Genomic DNA, 22641 nt, shown 5'->3' with positions numbered 1-22641 from the left:
GTGAATACTACAGTTGAAAAACAGCAGATTATAACATCTAATACAGAGCAGTGGAAAATGTATTCAAAATTAGAAGGTAAGGAATATCAAATTCATATTTCAAAGCCGAGGCAACCAGCACCGGATTCAGGATATCCTGTCATTTACGTATTAGATGGCAATGCCTTTTTTCAAACATTTCATGAAGCAGTTAAAATACAATCAGTAAGAGCGGAAAAAACCGGTGTTTCACCAGCTATTATAGTAGGAGTGGGTTATCCAATTGAAGGCGCATTTTCAGGGGAAGAAAGGTGCTATGATTTTACGCCTAGCGTAATTTCAAAAGATGCCCCTTTAAAACCAGACGGTAAACCGTGGCCTAAAACAGGAGGAGCACATAATTTCTATACTTTTATTGAAGAAGAACTGAAACCACAAATTGAAAAGAATTTTGAGATTGATAAAAGTAAGCAAACGTTATTTGGACATTCTTTAGGTGGACTATTTGCTCTTTATATACTATTTACAAACTTAAATGCTTTTCAAAATTATTTTATTAGTAGTCCATCTATATGGTGGAATAATAAATCCGTACTTGAAAAAGAAGAGAACCTTATACATGAATTAAACAATGCTAAGTTTGAAACAGGAGTGTTCCTTACAGTTGGGTCACTAGAACGAGAGCATATGGTTGTAGGTGCAAATGAATTATCAGAGCGCCTTCTCCAAGTAAACCACGATAAACTTAAATTTAAGTTTTATGAAGCTGAAGAGGAGAATCATGCATCTGTTGTGCCGACGTCTTTAAGTAAAGGATTGAGGTTTATTAGTTACGTATAGGAAAAAAGGTTATGGATAAAACATTCCATAACCTTTTTTAATATGTAGAATTGTCCTTTTCGAAAGTTTTGTTTCAACTTTTCGTCTAAAGAGACAAAAAGTTGTCACAAATCGGTCACAATTAGCATAAACATAAAATAGACGAAATGAACTTATTTCCAAAAAGGCTTGGTTTATTTCAATCATGATTCGTAGAGTTGAAAAAGCATGGATTAAAAGTTCACTATATTCCCAAGGAGGTAGATCGTATGAAAACAATTCTTGCTATCGCTGGACTTATTTGGGTTTTATCGCATGGCATCCCAATTTATGAAGGAGAACAAATTCGCAGTGCTCTGAATAAAAATTTTAATGAATATCATATCATTAATCGGCAAGATAATGTTGTGACAGTTCGAGTGAATGATTGTTTTCATACGGTAACCGTTGAAGGAACTTCAGTAGTGAATGATACAAAAGTATGTGATCAGCAATAATTATATATGGAAAGAAAAATTCTAGGGTTAAATATCTGAAAATTAAAATTAAAAAATTATAGACGAAGAATAAGCGGGGGCGGTTAATCCCCGCTTATTCTTGTTTCACTTTATTGAATTTTGATGAGAGATATAATGATTTTGTGACAAAAAGGAAAGGGTATACTGAAAATTGAGATTAAGAAGCTAAGGAGTTGTTAAGAATAATCATAAAGTGTAAATATACTCTTATGGGGTATCATGCGTAGATATTTAATGCTATAATTGGTATACTCATAAAAAACAATTGTTTTATTGAATGAAGAGAAACTTTAAGAAGGTGATAATATGGATCATAAAGAGCATGAAGCAGTAACACATAGATCAGAAAAAGAAAAAGAACAGATTATAAATAGATTAAAGAGAATTGAAGGACAGGTCCGCGGTATTCAAAATATGATTGAAAATGATCGTTATTGCGTGGATATTTTAGTGCAAATTTCAGCGATTAATGCAGCGATGAAAAAAGTAGGAATGGGTGTATTAAAAAACCATACAAGTCATTGTGTTTCAGGTGCTATTAAAGATGGCAATGGTGACGAAGCAATTGAAGAATTAATGACTGTATTTGAACGTTTTTCAAAAGCGTAAAAACAAGCTAGTATGTCACTGGCTTGTTTTTTTGTTTACCTTCATAATAAGATCTCGGCGTATTGATATGAAAAAGTGTGTGTAAAATAAACTTTTAGAAAATAATTGAAAAATCATGATATAAAACCATTGATTACCTTAGGGGGGTATGGTAAGATGTAATTGTGATTAACAAACAATGAATAAACAAGAGGAGGATTTTAAATGGAACAGTTAACATTACAGGTTGAAGGTATGTCTTGTGGACATTGTGTAAATGCTATCGAAAGCAGTGTGAAAGAGCTAAACGGTGTTGAACAAGTGAAGGTTCAATTAGCAGAAGGAACTGTTGAAGTTACTATCGACTCGTCTGCCGTAACATTAAAAGATATCGTTGCTGTAATTGAAGACCAAGGATACGATGTTCAATAATTATTTTTAGATATGGAAATAAATCGTACTTTAAATGAAGTACGATTTATTTTGCTAATCATTATACCTCATAAGGGTATATAGAGGTGAGAGACATGAATGAAAAAAAAGAGGCCAATCTTCAAATATCGGGAATGACATGTGCGGCATGTGCAAATAGAATTGAAAAAGGTCTAAAAAAAGTAGAAGGTGTTCATGAGGCAAATGTAAATTTTGCACTTGAAAAAACAAAAATAATGTACGATCCAACTAAAACAAATCCGCAACAGTTTAAAGAAAAAGTTGAATCGTTAGGATATGGAATTGTAAGTGATAAAGCTGAATTTACTGTTTCAGGAATGACATGTGCAGCATGTGCAAATAGAGTTGAAAAGCGTTTAAATAAGTTAGATGGTGTGAACAAAGCGACAGTAAATTTTGCTTTAGAATCAGCTACAGTAGACTTTAATCCTGATGAAGTTAATGTAAATGAAATGAAGAGTACGATTACGAAGCTAGGATATAAATTAGAAGTGAAACCAGATGATCAAGATGCATCAACTGATCATCGATTACAAGAAATTGAAAGACAAAAGAAGAAGTTTATTATTTCGTTTATTTTATCTTTCCCATTATTGTGGGCAATGGTTAGTCATTTCTCATTTACGTCGTTTATTTATTTACCAGATATGTTAATGAACCCTTGGGTGCAACTAGCACTTGCAACTCCTGTTCAATTTATCATTGGTGGACAGTTTTATGTTGGAGCTTATAAAGCGTTACGTAATAAAAGTGCGAATATGGATGTTCTCGTGGCGCTTGGAACGTCGGCCGCGTATTTCTATAGTGTATATTTAAGTATTCAATCTATTGGTTCTTCGAAACATATGACAGATTTATATTTTGAAACGAGTGCGGTACTTATTACATTAATTATTTTAGGTAAATTATTTGAAGCGAAAGCAAAAGGGCGCTCATCAGAAGCAATTAAAAAATTGATGGGTTTACAAGCGAAGACAGCTACAGTTGTGCGAGATGGAACAGAAATAAAAATTTTGATTGAAGAAGTAGTAGCTGGTGATATCGTCTATGTAAAGCCTGGTGAAAAAATACCAGTAGATGGTGAGATTGTAGAAGGAAAGTCAGCAATTGATGAATCGATGTTAACGGGTGAAAGTATTCCTGTTGATAAGTCAATTGGGGATGTAGTAATAGGTTCGACAATAAATAAAAATGGATTTTTAAAAGTGAAAGCAACTAAGGTAGGAAGAGATACTGCATTAGCTCAAATTATTAAAGTAGTAGAAGAGGCACAAGGTTCAAAAGCTCCTATTCAAAGGGTAGCAGATCAAATTTCAGGTATTTTCGTACCGGTTGTAGTTGTGATTGCGATTATCACATTTGCAGTATGGATGATATTTGTTACACCTGGTGATTTTGGCGGAGCACTTGAGAAAATGATAGCAGTACTTGTTATTGCTTGTCCATGTGCATTAGGTCTTGCAACGCCTACATCTATTATGGCAGGATCAGGAAGATCGGCTGAGTATGGTATTTTATTTAAAGGTGGAGAGCATTTAGAAGCAACGCACCGATTAGATACGGTTATTTTAGATAAAACGGGTACAGTGACAAATGGGAAGCCGGTATTAACAGATGTAATTGTAGCAGATGGATTCAATGAAAATGAACTGCTTAGATTAGTAGGGGCAGCAGAAAGAAATTCTGAACATCCGCTTGCAGAAGCGATTGTAGAAGGAATTAAAGAAAAGAAAATTGATATCCCAAGTTCAGAAACGTTTGAAGCGATTCCGGGATTTGGTATCCAATCAGTTGTAGAAGGAAAACACTTATTAATTGGTACACGTCGATTAATGAAGAAATTCAATATTGATATTGAAGAAGTTTCTAAATCAATGGAAGCGCTAGAACGAGAAGGAAAAACAGCAATGCTTATTGCAATCGATAAAGAATATGCTGGTATAGTTGCCGTTGCAGATACTGTGAAAGATACTTCAAAAGCAGCTATCGCAAGACTGAAAAAAATGGGTCTAGACGTTGTGATGATTACAGGAGATAATACACAAACTGCTCAGGCAATTGCAAAGCAAGTTGGTATTGATCACGTAATTGCAGAAGTATTGCCAGAAGGAAAAGCAGAAGAAGTGAAAAAACTGCAAGCAAATGGTAAGAAAGTAGCGATGGTTGGAGACGGGATAAATGATGCTCCTGCTCTTGCTACAGCGAACATTGGTATGGCAATTGGAACGGGAACGGATGTAGCGATGGAAGCAGCGGATATAACGTTAATCCGTGGTGACTTAAATAGTATTGCTGATGCGATATTTATGAGTAAAATGACGATAAGAAATATTAAACAAAATTTATTCTGGGCATTAGCTTATAACGCGTTAGGAATTCCAATTGCGGCATTAGGTTTCTTAGCCCCTTGGGTTGCTGGAGCAGCGATGGCATTTAGTTCTGTATCCGTTGTATTAAATGCATTACGATTACAAAGAGTTAAATTAAAATCTTAAAAAGCTACATTAAGTAATTGAATAGAATTAAAAAACAATACTTGAATAAGTATTGTTTTTTTGTTCGTATAGAAATTAAAACGATATAATAAAGCAGAAATATAGAATCGTATGTAGTAGAAAAGTTAAGAGGTAGTTTGGTAAGGAGACTTATATATGTTAAAAGATATTATAATTAGAACATTCCAGAAAAAAGATTTAGATCAAGTATTACAATTGTTTTATGAAACAGTTCATACGGTTAATGCAAAAGATTATAATGAGTTACAGCTACAGGCGTGGGCACCGGAGCGACTAGATAGAGAAAATTGGTTACAGTCTTTAGAAAAGAATATTAGCTATGTAGCCGATCATAAAGGTATGATTGTGGGGTTTGGGGATTATAACGATGATCGTTACGTAGATCGTTTATTTACGCATAAAGATTATCAAGGGAAAAGAGTCGCTTCATACATACTACAGAAGTTAGAAAAAGAAGCAGTGAACTTGGGACATAGGGAGATATATACAGAGGCGAGCATTACCGCAAAACCTTTTTTTGAAAGTAAAGATTTTATTTGCATAAAAGAACAAAAGAAACAGCATAATGGTCAGATTTTTATTAATTATGTTATGAAAAAATATCCTTCTCATAAATGAGAAGGATATTTTTCATTATTTTACAGCTTCTTTTAGTTCTTTACCAGCTTTGAAAGCAGGTACTTTAGAAGCTGCGATTTGCATTTCTTCACCAGTTTGTGGGTTACGGCCTGTACGAGCAGCTCTTTCGCGAACTTCGAATGTACCGAATCCGATAAGTTGTACTTTTTCACCAGCAGCTAAAGTGTTAGTGATTGATTCTACTACAGTTTGTACAACTACAGTAGCTTCTTTTTGAGAAATCTCAGCATTTTGTGCTACGTTTTTAATTAATTCTGTTTTGTTCATGTTTTTCACCTCATATGTAAATAATGCTATTTAAGTTGTTATTATAACGTATAAAACATTCGAGAACAAGTGTACGTACATATATTCGCAAAAAAAATGAAATTTGTAATATTTTTAGGGTTCTTTATAGACATTCTATTTAAGCCGACAGAGATTTGTTCTTCATTTCAGTCTTCTCTTGATAAGAAGATAGTTTCTTATTATAAGATATGAAGTAAGGTAGTGCTACAAATAACATACCTCCTACTAAATTTCCAAAGAAAACAAAAATAAAGTTTGGAAAATATTCAGCCCAAATGAAATGACCGGCAAAAATTGCGGCTGGGATGACAAACATATTTGCTACAACGTGTTGAAATCCAATCGCAACAAAAGTCATAACTGGGAACCAAATACCGATAATCTTTCCGATAAATTCTTTACTTCCCATACTGAGCCAAACAGCTAAACAAACGAGCCAATTACATCCGATTGCAGAAATAAATGCTTGCAATGGTGTATCTTGTAGTTTCACTTGAGCGATAGAAATAGTTTTCGCTAAAAAAGCTCCTTCAGTTAAGCCAACGATATGACCGAAAAAATAGGCTACAAATACAGCTCCTATGAAATTGCTAAATGTAACAATAACTAAATTTCGTATGAAATAAAATAAAGTAATTTTCTTTTGGAGCCAGGCCATAGAAACTGTCATCATGTTACCAGTTACTAGTTCACCGCCTGCAAGAATAACGAGAATAAGACCAACAGGGAATACAGCAGCGCCTAGAAAACTAGAAAATGATCCCCAATATTTTGGCATTGTCCCAATAACATGAATATCGAGTAAATACCCTAATGCGATAAAAGCACCGCCAAAAAAACCGAGAATTAGCATAGGGAGTAATGATAAATGAGCTTTTTTCCTTCCGGAATTCGCAGCAAGTTCCGTAATTTCTTCTGGTGTAAATACAGACATGAATAACCCCTCCGTAATAAAATGATGGAATGAATAGAAAAAATTTCGAAAATCTATGTATTATAAAAATATGTTATGACTTCTGTATAAAATTGTCAAAGTGAATAGAGAGGGAATTACATATTGATAACATTGTTCATGTTGTCACATGAATGTAACAATAAGGATTTAAAGTGTTTCTAGAGGTGAAAACATGAATACGAATCATGTAAAAAAAGAACGAAAAAAATCAATCGTAAAGATATTTATTATTAGTTTTATAAGTATATTAATGATACCAGTAAGTTTGTATTATTATGCGACAGAAATAGAACGAAAACTAGTAACAGTTACGTGGAATGAAATAGAAGCTTCTACAATTCCTAAAGAGTTTAATAATAAAAAAATATTGCAGTTTTCAGATGTACATTTAGGACCAGAGTTTACACTGAAACAACTTGAACATTTAGTGGAGAAGATGAATGAATTACATCCAGATATAGTAGTTTTTACCGGAGATTTAATAGATAAATTTGGGTCTTATAGTGCGGAAAGAGAAGAAGCGAAGGTTATTTTGCAGAAAATTTACGCTCCCTTAGGGAAATATGCTGTGTTTGGGAATCATGATAGGGGCGGGGGCGGTAGTTTATTTTACAAAAAATATATGGAAGAATCTGGTTTTTCTGTATTAGTAAATGAAGTGCAGAAAATTAAAGTGGAAAACGGCAAATATATTATAATATCAGGTTTGGATGATTTTCTATTAGGGAAGCCGCAAATAGATTCAACTTTAAAAAACTTGAAACAAAATGATTTCAACATGTTATTAGTACATGAGCCGGATGTTGTAACCAAAATAAATCGTTACCCAGTTGATCTTCAACTGTCAGGACATAGTCACGGAGGACAAGTCCAAATTCCTTTTGTAGGTCCGTTAATTACTACCAAACTAGCTGAGCACTACGTTGAAGGTATGTATGAAGTAGAGGGGAAGAGTAAGCCGTTATATTTATATGTAAATCGTGGCATTGGGACTACTAGGATGCCTGTTAGATTTTGTAGTGTACCTGAACTTTCAATTTTTGTGTTGAAGCAAAATAGTAACTAGAATATTTAACAATATGATTCCAAGGAACGTGCGATGTTGGTCGATGGAAAAGAGTTTCTTAAAACTTTAGATGTGACAAAGTAATTTTCATAAGTAAAAAACAACAATAGGACCTATAAAGGGACCTATTGTTGTTTTTATCCTGCATTGACTGCCCATAAATGTCCGATTGATGAGGGCTAATTATAGTTTTACTTTGTTATTTTTACAAGGAAAGACCATCAAAATATGTTCTATAGTTACTAGAGAATTCAAAGTTGTTTTTTGCATCCCAATTAATAGACCAAGACATTAGGCCGCGGAATGCAGGATAGCCACTCTGGTTAGAAAGTTTATACTTTCCTCCGAATGGAACTCCTTTAATGATATAATTTAAAGCTTTTTTCATTTCAGTTGGCGAAATGTATCCACCACTTGGAGCTGCCGCTGGTACTGCTGGAAGCCCAATCATGACTTGATCTGAACGAAGAGCTGGGAAAATGTTATTTGCATTACCACCTACAGGAAAACCATGTAAGAGCATATCTGCCATAGCGACCTCGTAGTCTGCAGTACCTTGATTGTAGTTATTACCGTCCATTCCAATCCCGCTACCAGCGTTGTAGTGTTGAACGTGAATGTATGTTAGTTTATCTTTCACTCCGTAAATAATTGGTAAATATGCACCCCATATGCTTCCATATGCGCTATATCCGCCTTGAACATAAGCTGTTTCAGGGGCCATGCTTAATAGAAAATCTGGACCATAATGATCTGAGATTGTTCGAATAGCTGAAATAAGATTTACGATTTGAGGGGTAGTTGGGTTTTTGAAGTTAGTGTCATTTCCGTTTAAGTAAATACCTGATTCCAGGTCAATATCTATTCCGTCAAAACCGTATTTATCGATCAGAGATTGTATGGAATTAATAAAACGATCCTTAGCGGCATTGTCAGGAAGTAAAACGACCCCATTTTGTCCACCTATTGAAAGAACTACTTTCTTTCCTTTACTTTTTAAATAAGAAATATCTGATTTGAATTCTGCATCTGTACCATACACAGGAGAAAATTCAACAGTGGAACGATCACCACCAGTTTCACCAAAAGATACATTGATTACATCCCATTTTGGTGAAACGTCTTTTAATTTAATAATGCCAGTACCGTTATCAAAATTATGCCAGTATCCAACGAGTAATTTTGAACCTAAATTGTTTGCTGCTTGTGCTTGGAAAGGGGATAACGGTAGAAGTAAGAACATTACTAAAATACAACAAAAAAATTTGAACTTGTTTAACATATCAACACTCCTATACAAAAAGTTGTCTAGATGTATAATCTTGTTTATTTAATAATATCTGAAAATTCTTTCTTTTGTAAAGGGACTATAATTTTCTCAACAATTGTGTATGGGAAAGTATTAAACCTAATGTAATAATTTTTGAAGGAGGTTGAATTTTAATTGTTGAATTCAGAATATTTTGATATATTTTAAAGTATAGGACAAAATCTTTCGCACAGTACTCTTACATAAATTTTAAAATTTAGTTTGGAAGGGGATGTACAAGATTTGGATAAAAATCTAAAGAAAGACCTCAAAATACGCCACATTACAATGATTTCAATTGGCGGTGTAATAGGGGCTGGTTTGTTTGTTGGAAGTGGTGCAGTTGTACATTCGGCAGGACCAGGTTCTATCGTTTCATATGCATTAGCAGGACTTCTAGTCATTTTCGTCATGAGAATGCTAGGAGAAATGGCAGCTGTTAATCCGACAAGTGGTTCATTTGCAACGTATGCAAGAGAAGCGATTGGTCCTTGGGCGGGTTATACAATAGGCTGGTTATACTGGTTTTTTTGGGTAATTGTTATTGCAATAGAAGCCACAGCAGGTGCTGGTATTATCCAATATTGGATTCCACAAATACCGCTTTGGTTATTAAGTTTAATATTAACAATTTTATTAACGCTGACGAACGTTTTTTCGGTGAAATCATTTGGAGAGTTTGAATATTGGTTTTCTTTTATTAAAGTAATAAGTATTGTTTTGTTCCTTTGTCTAGGTCTTGCTGTTATTTTAGGATTTGTTCCAGGAACAGAAGCACCCGGCACTTCGAATTTAATTGGACAAGGTGGATTTATGCCAAACGGTATAAGTTCGGTCCTGCTTGGAATTACTGTTGTTATATTTTCATTTATGGGATCAGAGATTGTAGCAGTAGCCGCAGGTGAATCTGCAGAACCTGTAAAAGCAGTAAAAACAGCAACAAACAGTGTGATTTGGCGTATTCTTGTATTTTTTATTGGGTCTATAGCGGTAGTTGTCACGCTACTGCCATGGAATTCAGCAAACATATTAAAAAGTCCATTTGTAGCTGTACTTGAACATATAGGAATACCAGCGGCAGCACAAATTATGAATTTTATCGTTTTAACAGCTGTACTTTCTTGCTTAAATTCAGGCTTATATACAAATTCAAGAATGCTTTTTTCAATGGCAGAAAGAGGAGATGCTCCAAAGTCATTTTTAAAATTGAACAGTAGTGGTGTTCCCGTTCGAGCGGTTTTATTTGGAACTTTCTTCGCTTATATTGGAGTTGTGTTTAGTTACATTTCTCCAGATAAAGTCTTTTTGTTTTTAGTGAATGCATCTGGCGGGATTGCGTTACTAGTTTATCTCGTTATTGCAGTTTCGCATTTAAAGATGCGTAAAAAAATGGGGAAAGTAGAACAACAAAATTTGAAAGTGAAAATGTGGCTTTTTCCGTATGTAACGTATGTTACAATTGCTGCTATTATAGCAGTTTTAGTTGCGATGTTCGCAATTGATACTTTACGTTCACAAGCATTTTTAACAATGTTTGTTACTGTTCTTATAATACTTTCTTATTTTATTTTTAATAGAAATAAAAATATCACAGTTTTGCATCCTAAAAGTAAGAATGAGGAATCTGTTCGATTCTAATTTTCTTATTTTCGAAGAGAGTTACACCCAATCATTGCTATAAAAGAATCATATATAATCATAGAAACAAGTAATTACTATTGTCATAGTGAATATAAACTTTTTTCTTGACTTTTTATACGAAGGCGAGCAAAATGGTAAAAAAGGAAGGGGGGATGATGATGGAAGAGTATGTATTAGAGCTGTATAACCTGTTATATACGACAGAATGGCAAGATATTGTTTCGTTTCTAGGAATCGTATTTTGCATGAAAATTGTAATTGTATATATGGAAGAGCAAGGTATGTTCTATTCCTTCTCATCTCCGTTCGATGTGCAGCGCGAGCCGTTGCTAAACTATGCCAATGTGAATTACGAACAATTTCCTTTTGTAGTTTTCTTTATGATTCGATTTATTACAGCAATTGTAAGGAAAAAGGAAAGTGACGATGAAGAGTGCCACTCAACTTGTAATATAGCGAATGTTTTTTAAGCTAAATACAAGGAGGAGATTTATATGTGGTTTCGATTTCTTATGATTGGTTTCTTTTCATTAACAGCAATTTCATTAATGGGATATCAAGTGTCTGAAATTTTTCAAGCATATAGCGATACATTTTTTAACAAAAACTAATCGCATTGCTATTTGAATAATAAAGCGATAAAATCCTTCTTAAGAAGTTTTATTAAGAAGGATTTTTTTCTTTGTCTGGTCTTGCTGTGTCAAACTATTGTCACATTTACACTGTGAATAATATGTTAAAATAGTGAGGTTATGTATACATACTTGAAGGAAGAGGGAGTGACCATTTTGGTGGATCAATCAACAAATCAGAAAAGCTATGCTCCTATTGTGATAACGCTTTCTGTAATTGTAAATGCGATTATTTTATTTTTGTTCTTTGGACCTGTTGGCTATGAAGGAGAAGTACATTTTGATGTAACGATTTTACCAATGTTAAACGCGATTTTTAATAGCTTTACGTTCGTATTTTTATTAGCAGCGTTATTCTCTATTATTAAAAAGAATGTGAAAATGCATCGTGGTTTTATCCTTGCAGCATTTACGACAACTTTACTATTTTGTGTGTCGTATTTATCGTATCATTACTTAGCGCCGGCAACACATTTTGGCGGAGAAGGATTCATTAAATATGTGTATTTCATCATTTTAATTACACATATTATCCTAGCAGCAATTATCGTACCACTTGCATTGTTTGCGCTTGTATTTGGTTTTACAAATCAATTAACACGTCACCGTAAAATTGTACGTTGGACGATGCCGATTTGGTTATATGTAAGTTTATCTGGTGTTATTGTTTACTTAATGATCTCACCTTATTACCAATAAAAAAATCTCAGCCTGTAGGCTGGGATTTTTTTATTAAGCAAATATTTTTGTGAAATGAAAAAAATATGGTATACAAAAGTATAGTTGCTTTTCATATAGAAGGGATGGTAAAGAAATATGCAAAATTTTGTATTTCGTAATCCAACGAAACTTATTTTCGGTAAAGGTCAATTAGAACAGCTAAAAACTGAAATTCCACAGTTCGGTAAAAAAGTTCTTCTCGTATACGGGGGAGGCAGCATTAAAAGAAACGGTATTTATGATAATGTAATTTCTATTTTAAAGGATATTAATGCAGAAGTATTTGAATTAACAGGTGTTGAACCGAATCCACGTGTATCAACTGTAAAGAAAGGGATTCAAATTTGTAAAGAGAATGGTGTTGAATTTATTTTAGCAGTTGGTGGAGGAAGTGTAATCGACTGTACGAAGGCAATTGCAGCTGGTAGTAAGTACGATGGAGATGTATGGGATATTGTAACGAAAAAAACATTTGCTAATGAGGCATTACCATTTGGTACTGTACTTACTCTTGCAGCAACAGGATCTGAAATGAATGCAGGCTCGGTAATTACAAACTGGGAAACGAATGAAAAGTATGGATGGGGTAGCCCGGTTACTTTCCCGCAGTTTTCGATTTTAGATCCAGTTCATACTACTTCTGTACCGAAAGATCAAACAATTTACGGTATGGTAGATATTATGTCGCACGTATTAGAACAATATTTCCATCATGGAACGAATACAGAACTACAAGATCGTTATTGTGAAGCTGTTTTAAAAACAGTAATTGAGACAGCTCCTAAGCTTTTAAGTGATTTAGAAAATTATGAGCATAGAGAAACTATTTTATATTGTGGTACTATGGCGTTAAACGGCATTTTAGCAATGGGAGTAAAAGGAGATTGGGCGACTCATAATATTGAGCATGCAGTTTCTGCTGTTCATGATATACCACACGGGGGTGGCCTTGCGATTTTATTCCCGAACTGGATGAAGCATGTTGTAGAGGAAAATGTAAGTCGTTTTAAACAGTTTGCTATTCGAGTATTCAATGTAGAAACAGATGGAAAGACTGATCGAGAAATTGCGTTAGAAGGAATTCAGGCGTTACGTCAATTTTGGACTTCAATTGAGGCGCCAGTAACATTATCTGATTACGCTATTGGAGAAAATGAAATTGATTTAATGGCGGATAAAGCGATGGCGTATGGTGAATTTGGTAACTTTAAAAAATTAAATAAAGATGATGTTTTAAGTATATATAAAGCTTCTTTATAAGTGAATTTAGAAAAGAAACCTATTTGATTGTTTGATCGAATAGGTTTCTTTTTGCTGTTTATAAACGTTTTTGGATGTTTTTGATTATTTTTGATTGTTTACGGTTGATTTTTGTGACCGTTTTCATTATACTGTAATCAAAGAAGAGGTGAATAAAATGTTAACTCCTGAACGTCATCAAATGATATTGCAACTTGTAAAAGAACAGAAAGTTGTAAAATTACAGCAATTAGTTGAAAGAACAGAAAGCTCTGAATCGACAATTCGCCGTGATTTAGCGCAATTGGAAAAGCAAAGGTTATTAAAAAGAGTTCATGGTGGTGCCGCTGTTTTAACAGGAAAAGGGCAAGAACCAACGATGGTTGAAAAATCATCCAAAAACATTCAAATAAAACAACAAATTGCTAAGTATGCGGCTAGCGTTATTGAACAAGGTGATTGTATTTATTTAGATGCAGGAAGTACAACATTTGAAATGATTCCATTTTTAATAAATAAAGATGTTACTGTCGTTACGAATGGACTTATGCATATTGAAGCTTTAGTTGAAAATAATATTCGTGCGTATTTACTAGGCGGAATGATGAAGAGTAGGACGAAAGCTTTAATCGGTGCTATGGCACAGGAAAGTATGCAGAAGTATCGTTTTGATAAATGTTTTTTAGGTGCAAATGGTGTACATGAACAGCTTGGCTTTACAACGCCAGATCCAGAAGAAGCGCTCTTAAAACAAATGGCATTAACATTAGCAAACGAAGGATATTTCTTAATTGATGAAAGTAAGTTTTCAGAAGTTGCATTTGCGAAAATTGCAAATGTTGAAGATGCAAATATTATTACAAACCATTTAGAAATTGATTTAGAAAAATATAAAAGACAAACCAATGTAATTGAGGCTGATAAACAATGATCTATACAGTTACTTTAAACCCATCTATTGATTATGTAGTGCAAGTTTCTTCTTTTGATTTAGGAACAATAAATCGAGCGGAAAAAGATATGAAGTTTCCTGGAGGAAAAGGAATTAATGTTTCTCGTGTTCTTCAGCGTTTAGGTGTTAAAAATATAGCACTTGGATTTACTGGTGGATTTACTGGTCAATTTATTAAAGAGGTATTACAGACGGAAGGTGTAACAACAAACTTCGTCCAAGTAGATGAAGATACTCGCATTAATGTGAAAATAAAAGGGGAAGAAGAAACAGAATTAAATGGCCAAGGTCCTATTGTAACAAAAGAGCAGTTCGAACAGTTAATGAAAAAAATTGAGAGTATGCAACCTGGAGATTGTGTTGTACTTGCTGGGAGTGTACCGGTTTCTATTCCAAGTACCTTTTACGAATCAATTGCTGCGTTTGGAGCTGAAAAAGGTATTCGTGTAGTAGTAGATGCAAGTGGAAGTGCACTGCAACATGTAATTAAAAATAAGCCATTTTTAATTAAGCCAAACCACCATGAACTTGGTGAGTTGTTTGGAGTGGAGCTTTCAACAGTAGAGGACGTTTTACCTTATGGAAGAAAATTAATTGAACAAGGTGTAAAATACGTTATCGTATCGATGGCTGGAGAGGGAGCTTTATTATTTACGGCAGAAGGTATATATGAAGCGACTGTTCCAAAAGGTGTTGTAATTAATTCAGTTGGGGCCGGGGATTCTCTTGTTGCAGGGTTTGTAGGCAAATATGAACAGACAAAAGATATTGAAAAGGCATTTCAATACGGCGTTGCAACAGGGAGTGCAACAGCATTTTCAGCTGATTTATGTAAGAAGGAAAAAGTAGAAGAATTATTGTCGCAAGTAATTGTAGCTAAGCGATAGGGGGAAGCAACATATGAAAATTACAGAACTATTAAAAAGGGATACAGTCATTATGGATTTGACAGCTTCAAATAAAGAAGCTGTCATAGATGAATTAGTTGAGAAATTAAACGGGGCAAATCGTTTAAATAGTAAAACGGAATTTAAAGAAGCTATTTTAAAGCGGGAGTCCCAAAGTACGACTGGAATAGGGGAAGGTATTGCAATACCTCATGCGAAGACAAAGGCTGTTAAACAACCATCGATTTGTTTTGGTAGAAGTGTAAGCGGTATCAATTATGAGTCGCTTGACGGACAGCCAGCACACTTATTCTTTATGATTGCTGCAAGTGAAGGAGCGAATAATACTCATTTAGAAACGTTGTCTCGTTTATCGACATTATTAATGGATGAAGGATTTCGCAAGCAACTATTAGAAGCAAAGGATGAAAGTGAGCTTCTTCAACTATTTGATGAAAAAGAGAATGAAAAAGAAGAAGAGATTGAAGTCGCAAAACCAGAAGGAAATGAACCGTACGTACTTGCTGTTACAGCTTGTCCAACTGGAATCGCTCACACATATATGGCAGCGGATAGCTTAAAAGCAAAAGCGACAGAGTTAGGAATAGCGATTAAAGTTGAAACAAACGGATCAACAGGTATTAAAAACGGTTTAACGAAAGAGGATATTGAACGTGCAACAGCTATTATTGTTGCGGCGGATAAACAAGTAGAAATGAATCGTTTTGCTGGTAAACATGTCATTCAAGTGCCAGTTGCTGATGGGATTCGAAAAACGGAAAATCTGCTTAAGCGAGCTGTCAAACAAGATGCACCAATCTTTAAAGGTGTAAAAGAGGACGGGAAATCAGAAAGTATTGAGGGAGAAAAAGGATTAGGAATTTATAAGCATTTAATGAGCGGTGTAAGTAATATGCTTCCATTCGTTGTTGGTGGCGGGATTTTAATAGCGCTAGCGTTTTCGTTTGGTGGTATAAAGGCGGAAGGTCCTTTAGCTGAATTGTTCATGTCAATTGGTGGAGGAAAAACAGGTGCGTTTTTATTCCTTGTACCAATTTTAGCTGGATTTATTGCAAGTTCTATTGCTGATCGTCCTGGTTTTATGCCTGGTGTTGTAGGTGGATTTTTAGCGGCGAATGCGAATGCTGGATTTTTAGGTGGGTTAATTGCTGGTTTCTTAGCTGGATATGTTGTTTTAGGGTTGAAAAGATTATTTTCAGGACTACCAGTACAATTAGAAGGAATTAAACCTGTATTGTTATATCCAGTCTTTGGATTATTGATTACAGGAGTTGTAATGCAAAAAGTAGTAATTCCGCCTGTAGTAGCATTAAATGAAATGTTGACAGGGTGGTTAAATGGTTTAAACGGTACGAATGCTATATTACTAGGTCTTATTTTAGGTGGTATGATGGCAATTGATATGGGGGGGCCAATTAATAAAGCGGCATTTACGTTTGGTATTGCTGCAATAGAAGCACAGAATTTTGGAGTGCACTCAGCAGTTATGGCTGGTGGGATGGTACCGCCACTTGCGATTGCATTCGCAACTACATTCTTTAAATCAAAGTTTACAGAAGCGGAACGTAAATCTGGTTTAACCAATTATATTATGGGAGCATCGTTCATTACAGAAGGTGCGATTCCGTTTGCTGCTGCAGATCCGGTTCGAGTAATCGTAAGTTGTGTTGTTGGTTCAAGTATTGCAGGTGCGTTATCTATGTTATTCCAAATTACATTACCGGCACCGCATGGTGGATTATTTGTAATAGCGTTAGTAAATAAACCGTTACTATATATTTTCTCTATATTAATTGGAACAATTGTTTCGGCTGTTATGCTAGGTGTTTGGAAAAAGAAAGTTCAATAACAAATAAAAAGAGAGCAGTTTTTAGTAGCTGCTCTCTTTTTATTACAAAAAAATAGGTTAACAATTGAATATTGATGTTTTTGGTGAAATATGTAACGAATTGTTACTTTTTTGTAACAAAAAAGTAACACTGTAATTTTTTCTGGAAAAAAGTTCTTGTGCTCGTATATGAAAAATATATGAAAACCACTGGAGATTGTATGAGGAATACATTTTATTAATATGGAAATTTATGTTACAACTCGTTAATCATATATTACGAATGCTTTGTAATTGTGTGATTTCTAAAAATTCTAAAAATCTGTTGCTATAATGAAAATACGAAAACAAAGCAAATGGAGGCTATTCATGAAAAAATTATTAGGTATAGCAACAGCAGCAGTTTTTGGTCTTGGGATTTTTGCGGGTTCTGCTAAAGCGGAAACAATTGTAACAACAGACGTATTAAATGTTAGAGAAAACCCAAATGTAGAGTCAAAGCTTGTAGGTAAAGTGTTCAGTGGGAATACACTAGATGTTATAAATACAGAAAATGGATGGACAAAAATTAAGTTGAACGGTAAGGAAGCGTTTGTAAGTGCCGATTTTACAAAGAGCACATATTATGTAACGGCGGGCGTATTAAATGTTCGTGCTGGAGCGAATACTGATTCTGAAATTTTAGGTAAACTTAATAAAAATGATGTGATTGAAACGACGAATCAAGTTCAAAATGAATGGTTACAATTCGACTACAATGGAAAAGTTGGATATGTTCACGTGCCATTTTTAACAGGAACAGCACCTGTAATCGAAAAGAAAGAGGTTGTAGCTCAAGAAGAAGCGCCAGCTAGAACAAATACGCCAGTTAAAAATAATACAGTAGTTAAGAATAAAGAGTCTGTTAAGAGTAACGATTCTATTAAGAATGTAGAATCAAGTAAACCTGTGGTAAAAGAAAAACCGGCTGCAAAACCAGTTGCAAAATCTACTGAAACAAGTGCGCCTACTGGTGGTCGTGAAATTACAGTAGAAGCGACGGCATATACAGCAGATCCGAGTGAGAATGGTTCGTATGGTGGTCGTGTATTAACTGCAATGGGGCATGATTTAACAGCAAATCCAAATATGAAAGTAATTGCTGTTGATCCGAAAGTAATTCCGCTTGGATCAAAAGTATGGGTAGAAGGATATGGAGAAGCGATTGCTGGAGACACCGGTGGTGCGATTAAAGGAAATCGTATTGATGTATTAGTCGGTTCAGATGGTAGTGCTAATAGCTGGGGGCGCAAATCTGTAAAAGTGAAAGTTATACAATAGGTTATCGATATTAATATAAAAAGCGGTTGCTTGAAACTATGTAAGCAGCCGCTTTTTATGGATTATTGAAATGGATAAATAGTTTTACCTGTGATAATTTTATATGCACTGCAAAATTGCGTTTGTATATATTCTGTATTTTTATTTTCTGGATGTAATGTTGTTTCATGGAGAGTAGAATGAAAAGCCCGTAGTAAACAATTTAGGGCGAAGTATAATTCCTCTTGTGAACAATTTTGTTCTTTTGTAGAAGTGGCTAAAATGAGGTCTTTTGTCAAAGATGAAAAATTGATGGTGGATTGTTTCATAGTTAACTCATCCTCTCGAAACTATTTTTATCATGTATATGCAGAATTGGACAAACTATGTTCTTTTTTCTGTGTAATTTCATGTACCGAAATGAAAGAACTTGCAATCATGCCGTTAAAATTGGTAAGATTGGGTATAATCAATAGATGGAGTATATTACATAAAGAGAGTTGAATGATATGGGAGAAGTGCAACGTGAAAAAGTTGCTGTCATCATTGGACCAACTGCTGTTGGAAAGACGAAGTTAAGTATCGATCTTGCCAAAGCGTTGAACGGTGAAATTATTAGTGGTGATTCCATGCAGATCTATCGAACGATGGATATTGGAACTGCAAAGGTAACAAAAGCAGAGATGGACGGAATTCCACATTATATGATCGATATAAAAAATCCGGAAGATTCATTTTCTGTCGCGGAATTTCAAGAACGTGTTCGCAAGCATATTCGAGAAATTACAGAACGTGGTAAATTACCAATTATAGTTGGTGGGACCGGTCTTTATATACAATCTGTTTTATTCGATTATCAGTTTACAGATGATGCTGGTGATGTGATATACCGAGAGCAAATGGAAAAGTTAGCTTTAGAACGCGGTGTGGAATATATACATAAAAAATTGCAAGAAGTAGATCCAGAAAGTGCGGAGCGTATTCATGCAAATAATGCACGACGTGTCATTCGGGCGTTAGAAATTTTCCACATGACGGGTGAAAAAATGAGTGACCAAATTGAGAAACAAGAAAAAGAGTTACTCTATGATGTTTCATTAATTGGCTTGACAATGGATCGAGAAATGCTATACGATCGCATTAACTTACGAGTGGATTTGATGATGGAACAAGGCCTATTAGAGGAAGTAGAAGGGCTGTATAATAGAGGGATACGAGATTGTCAATCTATTCAAGCGATTGGATATAAAGAAATCTATGATTATTTTGAGAATCGAGCCTCTTTAGAAGATGCGGTGTCACAATTAAAGACGAATTCGCGTCGTTATGCAAAACGTCAATTAACGTGGTTCCGTAATAAAATGGATGTCACGTGGTTTGATGTTACAGACGGTGAAAAAACGTCAGAAATTTTACGATACATAGAAGGAAAGTTACAAGTAAAGTCGAATAATAGTAAGTAGAGAAAAAGAGGAGGATTCGACATGAAGCAATCAATCAATATTCAAGATCAGTTTTTAAATCAACTCCGTAAAGAAAATACGTTTGTTACGCTGTACTTATTAAATGGTTTCCAGCTTCGTGGATTAATTAAAGGATTTGATAATTTTACAGTCCTGCTGGAAACAGAAGGTAAGCAGCAGCTTATTTATAAACATGCAATTTCTACATTTGTACCACAAAAAAATGTTTCAATTGAATTAGAATAGTAATGAATTATTGTACATAACAAAAAAGAGCGAGTTTCCTCGCTCTTTTTTTATTTGTCATAAACAATATATGATGAAATTTAAGCGATTCTAAATACAGTAAGGCGGATATTAGTATTTCCTGTCGCAGGGATTGTAATCTCATTAAGAGTAGATTGGACAGAAATTCTTGCACCAGCTGCTAATGTTTCGATTGTAGTAAATGAAAGTGAGTCGCCTATTAAATTTGAAGAGAAATTATCAGTTGCGACTGCTCCATTAATTGAAATGCCTACTCCGAGTGGAGCGCATCCTGGCGCAGTTGTAGAAATGGATACGCTAATTACATAAATACCACCGTTAATAACAGTAACTGTATCTGTGCCGTTGAAGATAATATTGTTTACGTTAATTGCAGTACTAAAAATAAAGTTATTAAATTGCAGTACTGTTTGCTGAATATTGTTTGTTACAACAATTGTTGCTATAGGGAAGCTAGGTCCAGTTGGCCCAGTAGGTCCGGTAGGTCCACCAGAAGGTCCAGTAGGTCCAGTAACTCCTATGCCAGTAGCGCCGGTAGCACCCGTTGGTCCTTGAATGCCTTGAGGTCCGGTAGCGCCCGTGTTACCTTGAACACCCTGAGGTCCAGTAGCGCCGGTAGCGCCCGTGTTACCTCGAGGCCCAGTGGCACCGGTAGCACCCGTGTTACCTTGAACGCCTTGAGGTCCAGTAGCGCCGGTAGCACCCGTGTTACCTTGAACGCCTTGAGGTCCAGTAGCGCCGGTAGCACCCGTGTTACCTTGAACACCCTGAGGTCCAGTAGCGCCCGTGTTACCTTGAGCACCTTGAGGTCCAGTAGCACCCGTGTTGCCTTGAACACCCTGAGGTCCAGTAGCACCCGTGTTACCTTGAACACCTTGAGGTCCAGTAGCACCCGTGTTACCTTGAACACCTTGAGGTCCAGTAGCGCCGGTAGCACCCGTGTTACCTTGAGCACCTTGAGGTCCAGTAGCACCGGTAGCACCCGTGTTACCTTGAGCACCTTGAGGTCCAGTAGCACCCGTGTTACCTTGAACGCCTTGAGGTCCAGTAGCACCGGTAGCACCCGTGTTACCTTGAACACCTTGAGGTCCAGTGGCACCGGTAGCACCCGTGTTACCTTGAACACCTTGAGGTCCAGTGGCACCGGTAGCACCAGCAGGTCCTTGAGCACCTTGAGGTCCAGTAGCGCCAGTAGCACCCGTGTTACCTTGAGGTCCCTGAGGTCCAGTAGGTCCCTGAGGCCCGCCAGAAGGTCCGGTAGGTCCGGTAACTCCTATACCAGTAGCGCCAGTGGCACCGGTAGCACCCGTGTTACCTTGAGGTCCAGTAGCACCAGTAGCGCCCGTGTTACCTTGAACACCTTGAGGTCCAGTAGCGCCGGTAGCGCCCGTGTTACCTCGAGGCCCAGTGGCACCGGTAGCACCCGTGTTACCTTGAGGTCCGGTAGCACCAGTAGCACCTGTGTTACCTCGAGGCCCAGTGGCACCGGTAGCACCCGTGTTACCTTGAGGTCCGGTAGCACCAGTAGCACCTGTGTTACCTCGAGGCCCAGTGGCACCGGTAGCACCCGTGTTACCCTGAGGTCCAGTAGCGCCGGTAGCGCCCGTGTTACCTCGAGGCCCAGTGGCGCCGGTAGCACCAGTAGCACCCGTGTTACCTTGAGGTCCGGTAGCACCAGTAGCGCCCGTGTTACCTCGAGGCCCAGTGGCGCCGGTAGCACCAGTAGCACCCGTGTTACCTTGAGGTCCAGTAGCGCCGGTAGCGCCCGTGTTACCTCGAGGCCCAGTGGCGCCGGTAGCACCAGTAGCACCTGTGTTACCTTGAGGTCCAGTAGCGCCGGTAGCGCCCGTGTTACCTCGAGGTCCAGTGGCACCGGTAGCACCAGTAGCACCCGTGTTACCTTGAGGTCCAGTAGCGCCGGTAGCGCCCGTGTTACCTCGAGGTCCAGTGGCACCGGTAGCACCAGTAGCGCCTGCTGGTCCAGTAGGTCCGGTAGGTCCATGAATAAACGAAGCGGAATTAACTAGAGCAGTTTGTAATGCTGCTATTAATTTAAGGAGCTCTTGAAGTGTGCAAGGGTCAATTCGGAATAATTTTGTAATGTATAGTAAATAGTTAATGAGATTTTGAAGCTCAATAAATACAGCGCTTGCTACAAAGGTTGGATTTCTTAATATAGTTATTAAGTTTTTAATGATAGCTAACCCTTGTGCTTTCAGGGAGGAAGTAGCGTCTAGTGAACAAATAAATTTACTCAGTAGGTTCAATGTATCGATTAGATCTTCAATATTTTGGGGAGATGGATTTGCGAAAAGTGTTGGGATTATTTTTGTTAAATCAATAATAATCGCACGAAATGTTCTAAGTTGAGCTTTAGTAATTGGGATTGATGGAGTATTTGGGATTCGTCCGGCGCTACTTGGAAAGCATGGTTTGGAGAATTTGTTTTGATTGTCGTTATAACGAGACATTAAATCTCTCCTTTCTCACGAAAATGTGAACGAAACTCATCATAGTAGATGCAGAAATTAGTTAAATGGTCATAGTAAAATCGTTTGTTTA

22 protein-coding genes are annotated in these 22641 nt (G+C 36.3%); 17 read left to right on the top strand and 5 right to left on the bottom strand.

From position 1 onward, the window contains the following. The 6 genes from DN399_RS18270 (at nt 1) to DN399_RS18245 (ending at nt 5491) form a co-directional block, all read left to right on the top strand. Entirely contained in the window at nt 1-819 is an 819-nt protein-coding gene (locus DN399_RS18270) for an alpha/beta hydrolase (RefSeq protein ID WP_149149883.1), read from the top strand. A 248-nt stretch (nt 820-1067) separates the two neighbouring features. Further along, the gene (locus DN399_RS18265; protein WP_000849104.1) at nt 1068-1295 is read left to right on the top strand and encodes a hypothetical protein; all 228 of its coding nucleotides are present in this window, start codon (nt 1068-1070) and stop codon (nt 1293-1295) included. A 327-nt stretch (nt 1296-1622) separates the two neighbouring features. Beyond that, a complete protein-coding gene (locus tag DN399_RS18260) occupies nt 1623-1925 on the top strand; it encodes a metal-sensing transcriptional repressor (RefSeq protein WP_000349636.1) in 303 nt (100 codons plus the stop codon). A gap of 204 nt (nt 1926-2129) precedes the next feature. Continuing rightward, nucleotides 2130-2336, top strand: a complete 207-nt coding sequence (gene copZ, locus DN399_RS18255) for a copper chaperone CopZ (protein ID WP_000436973.1) — start codon at nt 2130-2132, stop codon at nt 2334-2336. A 95-nt stretch (nt 2337-2431) separates the two neighbouring features. After that, nucleotides 2432-4852, top strand: a complete 2421-nt coding sequence (locus DN399_RS18250) for a heavy metal translocating P-type ATPase (protein WP_046392960.1) — start codon at nt 2432-2434, stop codon at nt 4850-4852. 156 nt (nt 4853-5008) lie between these two features. Then, entirely contained in the window at nt 5009-5491 is a 483-nt protein-coding gene (locus DN399_RS18245; RefSeq protein ID WP_000910167.1) for a GNAT family N-acetyltransferase, read from the top strand. Nucleotides 5492-5506: 15 nt separating this feature from the next. Here the strand turns inward: DN399_RS18245 and DN399_RS18240 are convergent, their stop codons facing one another. Further along, nucleotides 5507-5779, bottom strand: a complete 273-nt coding sequence (locus DN399_RS18240; protein WP_001043904.1) for an HU family DNA-binding protein — start codon at nt 5777-5779, stop codon at nt 5507-5509. Nucleotides 5780-5918: 139 nt separating this feature from the next. Continuing rightward, nucleotides 5919-6734 (bottom strand): formate/nitrite transporter family protein, encoded by an 816-nt coding sequence (locus DN399_RS18235; RefSeq protein ID WP_149149882.1) that lies wholly within the window; start codon nt 6732-6734, stop codon nt 5919-5921. A 193-nt stretch (nt 6735-6927) separates the two neighbouring features. On the opposite strand from DN399_RS18235, the gene DN399_RS18230 reads away from it, so the two are divergent. Further along, the gene (locus tag DN399_RS18230; protein WP_048558687.1) at nt 6928-7821 is read left to right on the top strand and encodes a metallophosphoesterase; all 894 of its coding nucleotides are present in this window, start codon (nt 6928-6930) and stop codon (nt 7819-7821) included. A 205-nt stretch (nt 7822-8026) separates the two neighbouring features. Here the strand turns inward: DN399_RS18230 and DN399_RS18225 are convergent, their stop codons facing one another. Then, a complete protein-coding gene (locus DN399_RS18225) occupies nt 8027-9103 on the bottom strand; it encodes a chitinase (RefSeq protein WP_149149881.1) in 1077 nt (358 codons plus the stop codon). Nucleotides 9104-9373: 270 nt separating this feature from the next. Between DN399_RS18225 and gabP the strand changes: the two genes are divergently transcribed. From gabP to entD, 8 genes are all read left to right on the top strand, one after another. Then, on the top strand, nt 9374-10768 hold the full coding sequence (gene gabP, locus DN399_RS18215; RefSeq protein WP_000360111.1) for a GABA permease: 1395 nt from the start codon (nt 9374-9376) through the stop codon (nt 10766-10768). Between the two features lie 134 nt (nt 10769-10902). Beyond that, nucleotides 10903-11241: a hypothetical protein gene (locus DN399_RS18210; protein ID WP_002026213.1), complete on the top strand. Its 339-nt coding sequence runs from the start codon at nt 10903-10905 to the stop codon at nt 11239-11241. Between the two features lie 318 nt (nt 11242-11559). Continuing rightward, nucleotides 11560-12102 carry a DUF420 domain-containing protein gene (locus DN399_RS18205; protein WP_000228315.1) on the top strand — a complete coding sequence of 181 codons (543 nt, stop codon included), beginning with the start codon at nt 11560-11562 and terminating at the stop codon, nt 12100-12102. 117 nt (nt 12103-12219) lie between these two features. Further along, a complete protein-coding gene (locus DN399_RS18200; RefSeq protein ID WP_025708990.1) occupies nt 12220-13383 on the top strand; it encodes an iron-containing alcohol dehydrogenase in 1164 nt (387 codons plus the stop codon). A gap of 157 nt (nt 13384-13540) precedes the next feature. Next, the gene (locus DN399_RS18195) at nt 13541-14293 is read left to right on the top strand and encodes a DeoR/GlpR family DNA-binding transcription regulator (protein ID WP_048535084.1); all 753 of its coding nucleotides are present in this window, start codon (nt 13541-13543) and stop codon (nt 14291-14293) included. Continuing rightward, a complete protein-coding gene (gene pfkB, locus DN399_RS18190) occupies nt 14290-15201 on the top strand; it encodes a 1-phosphofructokinase (RefSeq protein WP_048535082.1) in 912 nt (303 codons plus the stop codon). Before DN399_RS18195 ends, pfkB begins: the two co-directional genes overlap by 4 nt. Nucleotides 15202-15214: 13 nt before the next feature. Continuing rightward, on the top strand, nt 15215-17071 hold the full coding sequence (locus DN399_RS18185; protein WP_016123255.1) for a PTS fructose transporter subunit IIABC: 1857 nt from the start codon (nt 15215-15217) through the stop codon (nt 17069-17071). 348 nt (nt 17072-17419) lie between these two features. Next, on the top strand, nt 17420-18370 hold the full coding sequence (gene entD / locus DN399_RS18180) for a cell wall-binding protein EntD (RefSeq protein ID WP_000734610.1): 951 nt from the start codon (nt 17420-17422) through the stop codon (nt 18368-18370). 62 nt (nt 18371-18432) lie between these two features. Here entD and DN399_RS18175 read toward each other — a convergent pair whose 3' ends face one another. Continuing rightward, nucleotides 18433-18678: a hypothetical protein gene (locus DN399_RS18175; RefSeq protein WP_000814429.1), complete on the bottom strand. Its 246-nt coding sequence runs from the start codon at nt 18676-18678 to the stop codon at nt 18433-18435. A 180-nt stretch (nt 18679-18858) separates the two neighbouring features. Here DN399_RS18175 and miaA point away from each other — a divergent pair, with 180 nt between their 5' ends. Beyond that, a complete protein-coding gene (miaA, locus tag DN399_RS18170; RefSeq protein WP_149149880.1) occupies nt 18859-19812 on the top strand; it encodes a tRNA (adenosine(37)-N6)-dimethylallyltransferase MiaA in 954 nt (317 codons plus the stop codon). A 21-nt stretch (nt 19813-19833) separates the two neighbouring features. Then, nucleotides 19834-20058, top strand: coding sequence for an RNA chaperone Hfq (hfq, locus tag DN399_RS18165; RefSeq protein WP_000813896.1), 225 nt, complete (start codon nt 19834-19836; stop codon nt 20056-20058). Nucleotides 20059-20138: 80 nt separating this feature from the next. Here the strand turns inward: hfq and DN399_RS18160 are convergent, their stop codons facing one another. Continuing rightward, nucleotides 20139-22550 carry a Gly-Xaa-Xaa repeat protein gene (locus tag DN399_RS18160; RefSeq protein ID WP_149149879.1) on the bottom strand — a complete coding sequence of 804 codons (2412 nt, stop codon included), beginning with the start codon at nt 22548-22550 and terminating at the stop codon, nt 20139-20141. Nucleotides 22551-22641: the final 91 nt, after the last annotated feature.

Origin of the sequence: Bacillus sp. AR4-2, assembly GCF_008274865.1 — a bacterium.
GTDB lineage: Bacteria > Bacillota > Bacilli > Bacillales > Bacillaceae_G > Bacillus_A > Bacillus_A cereus.
The sequence above is the reverse complement of the archived record's forward strand: the minus strand, read 5'-3'. Positions and strand labels throughout refer to the sequence as shown.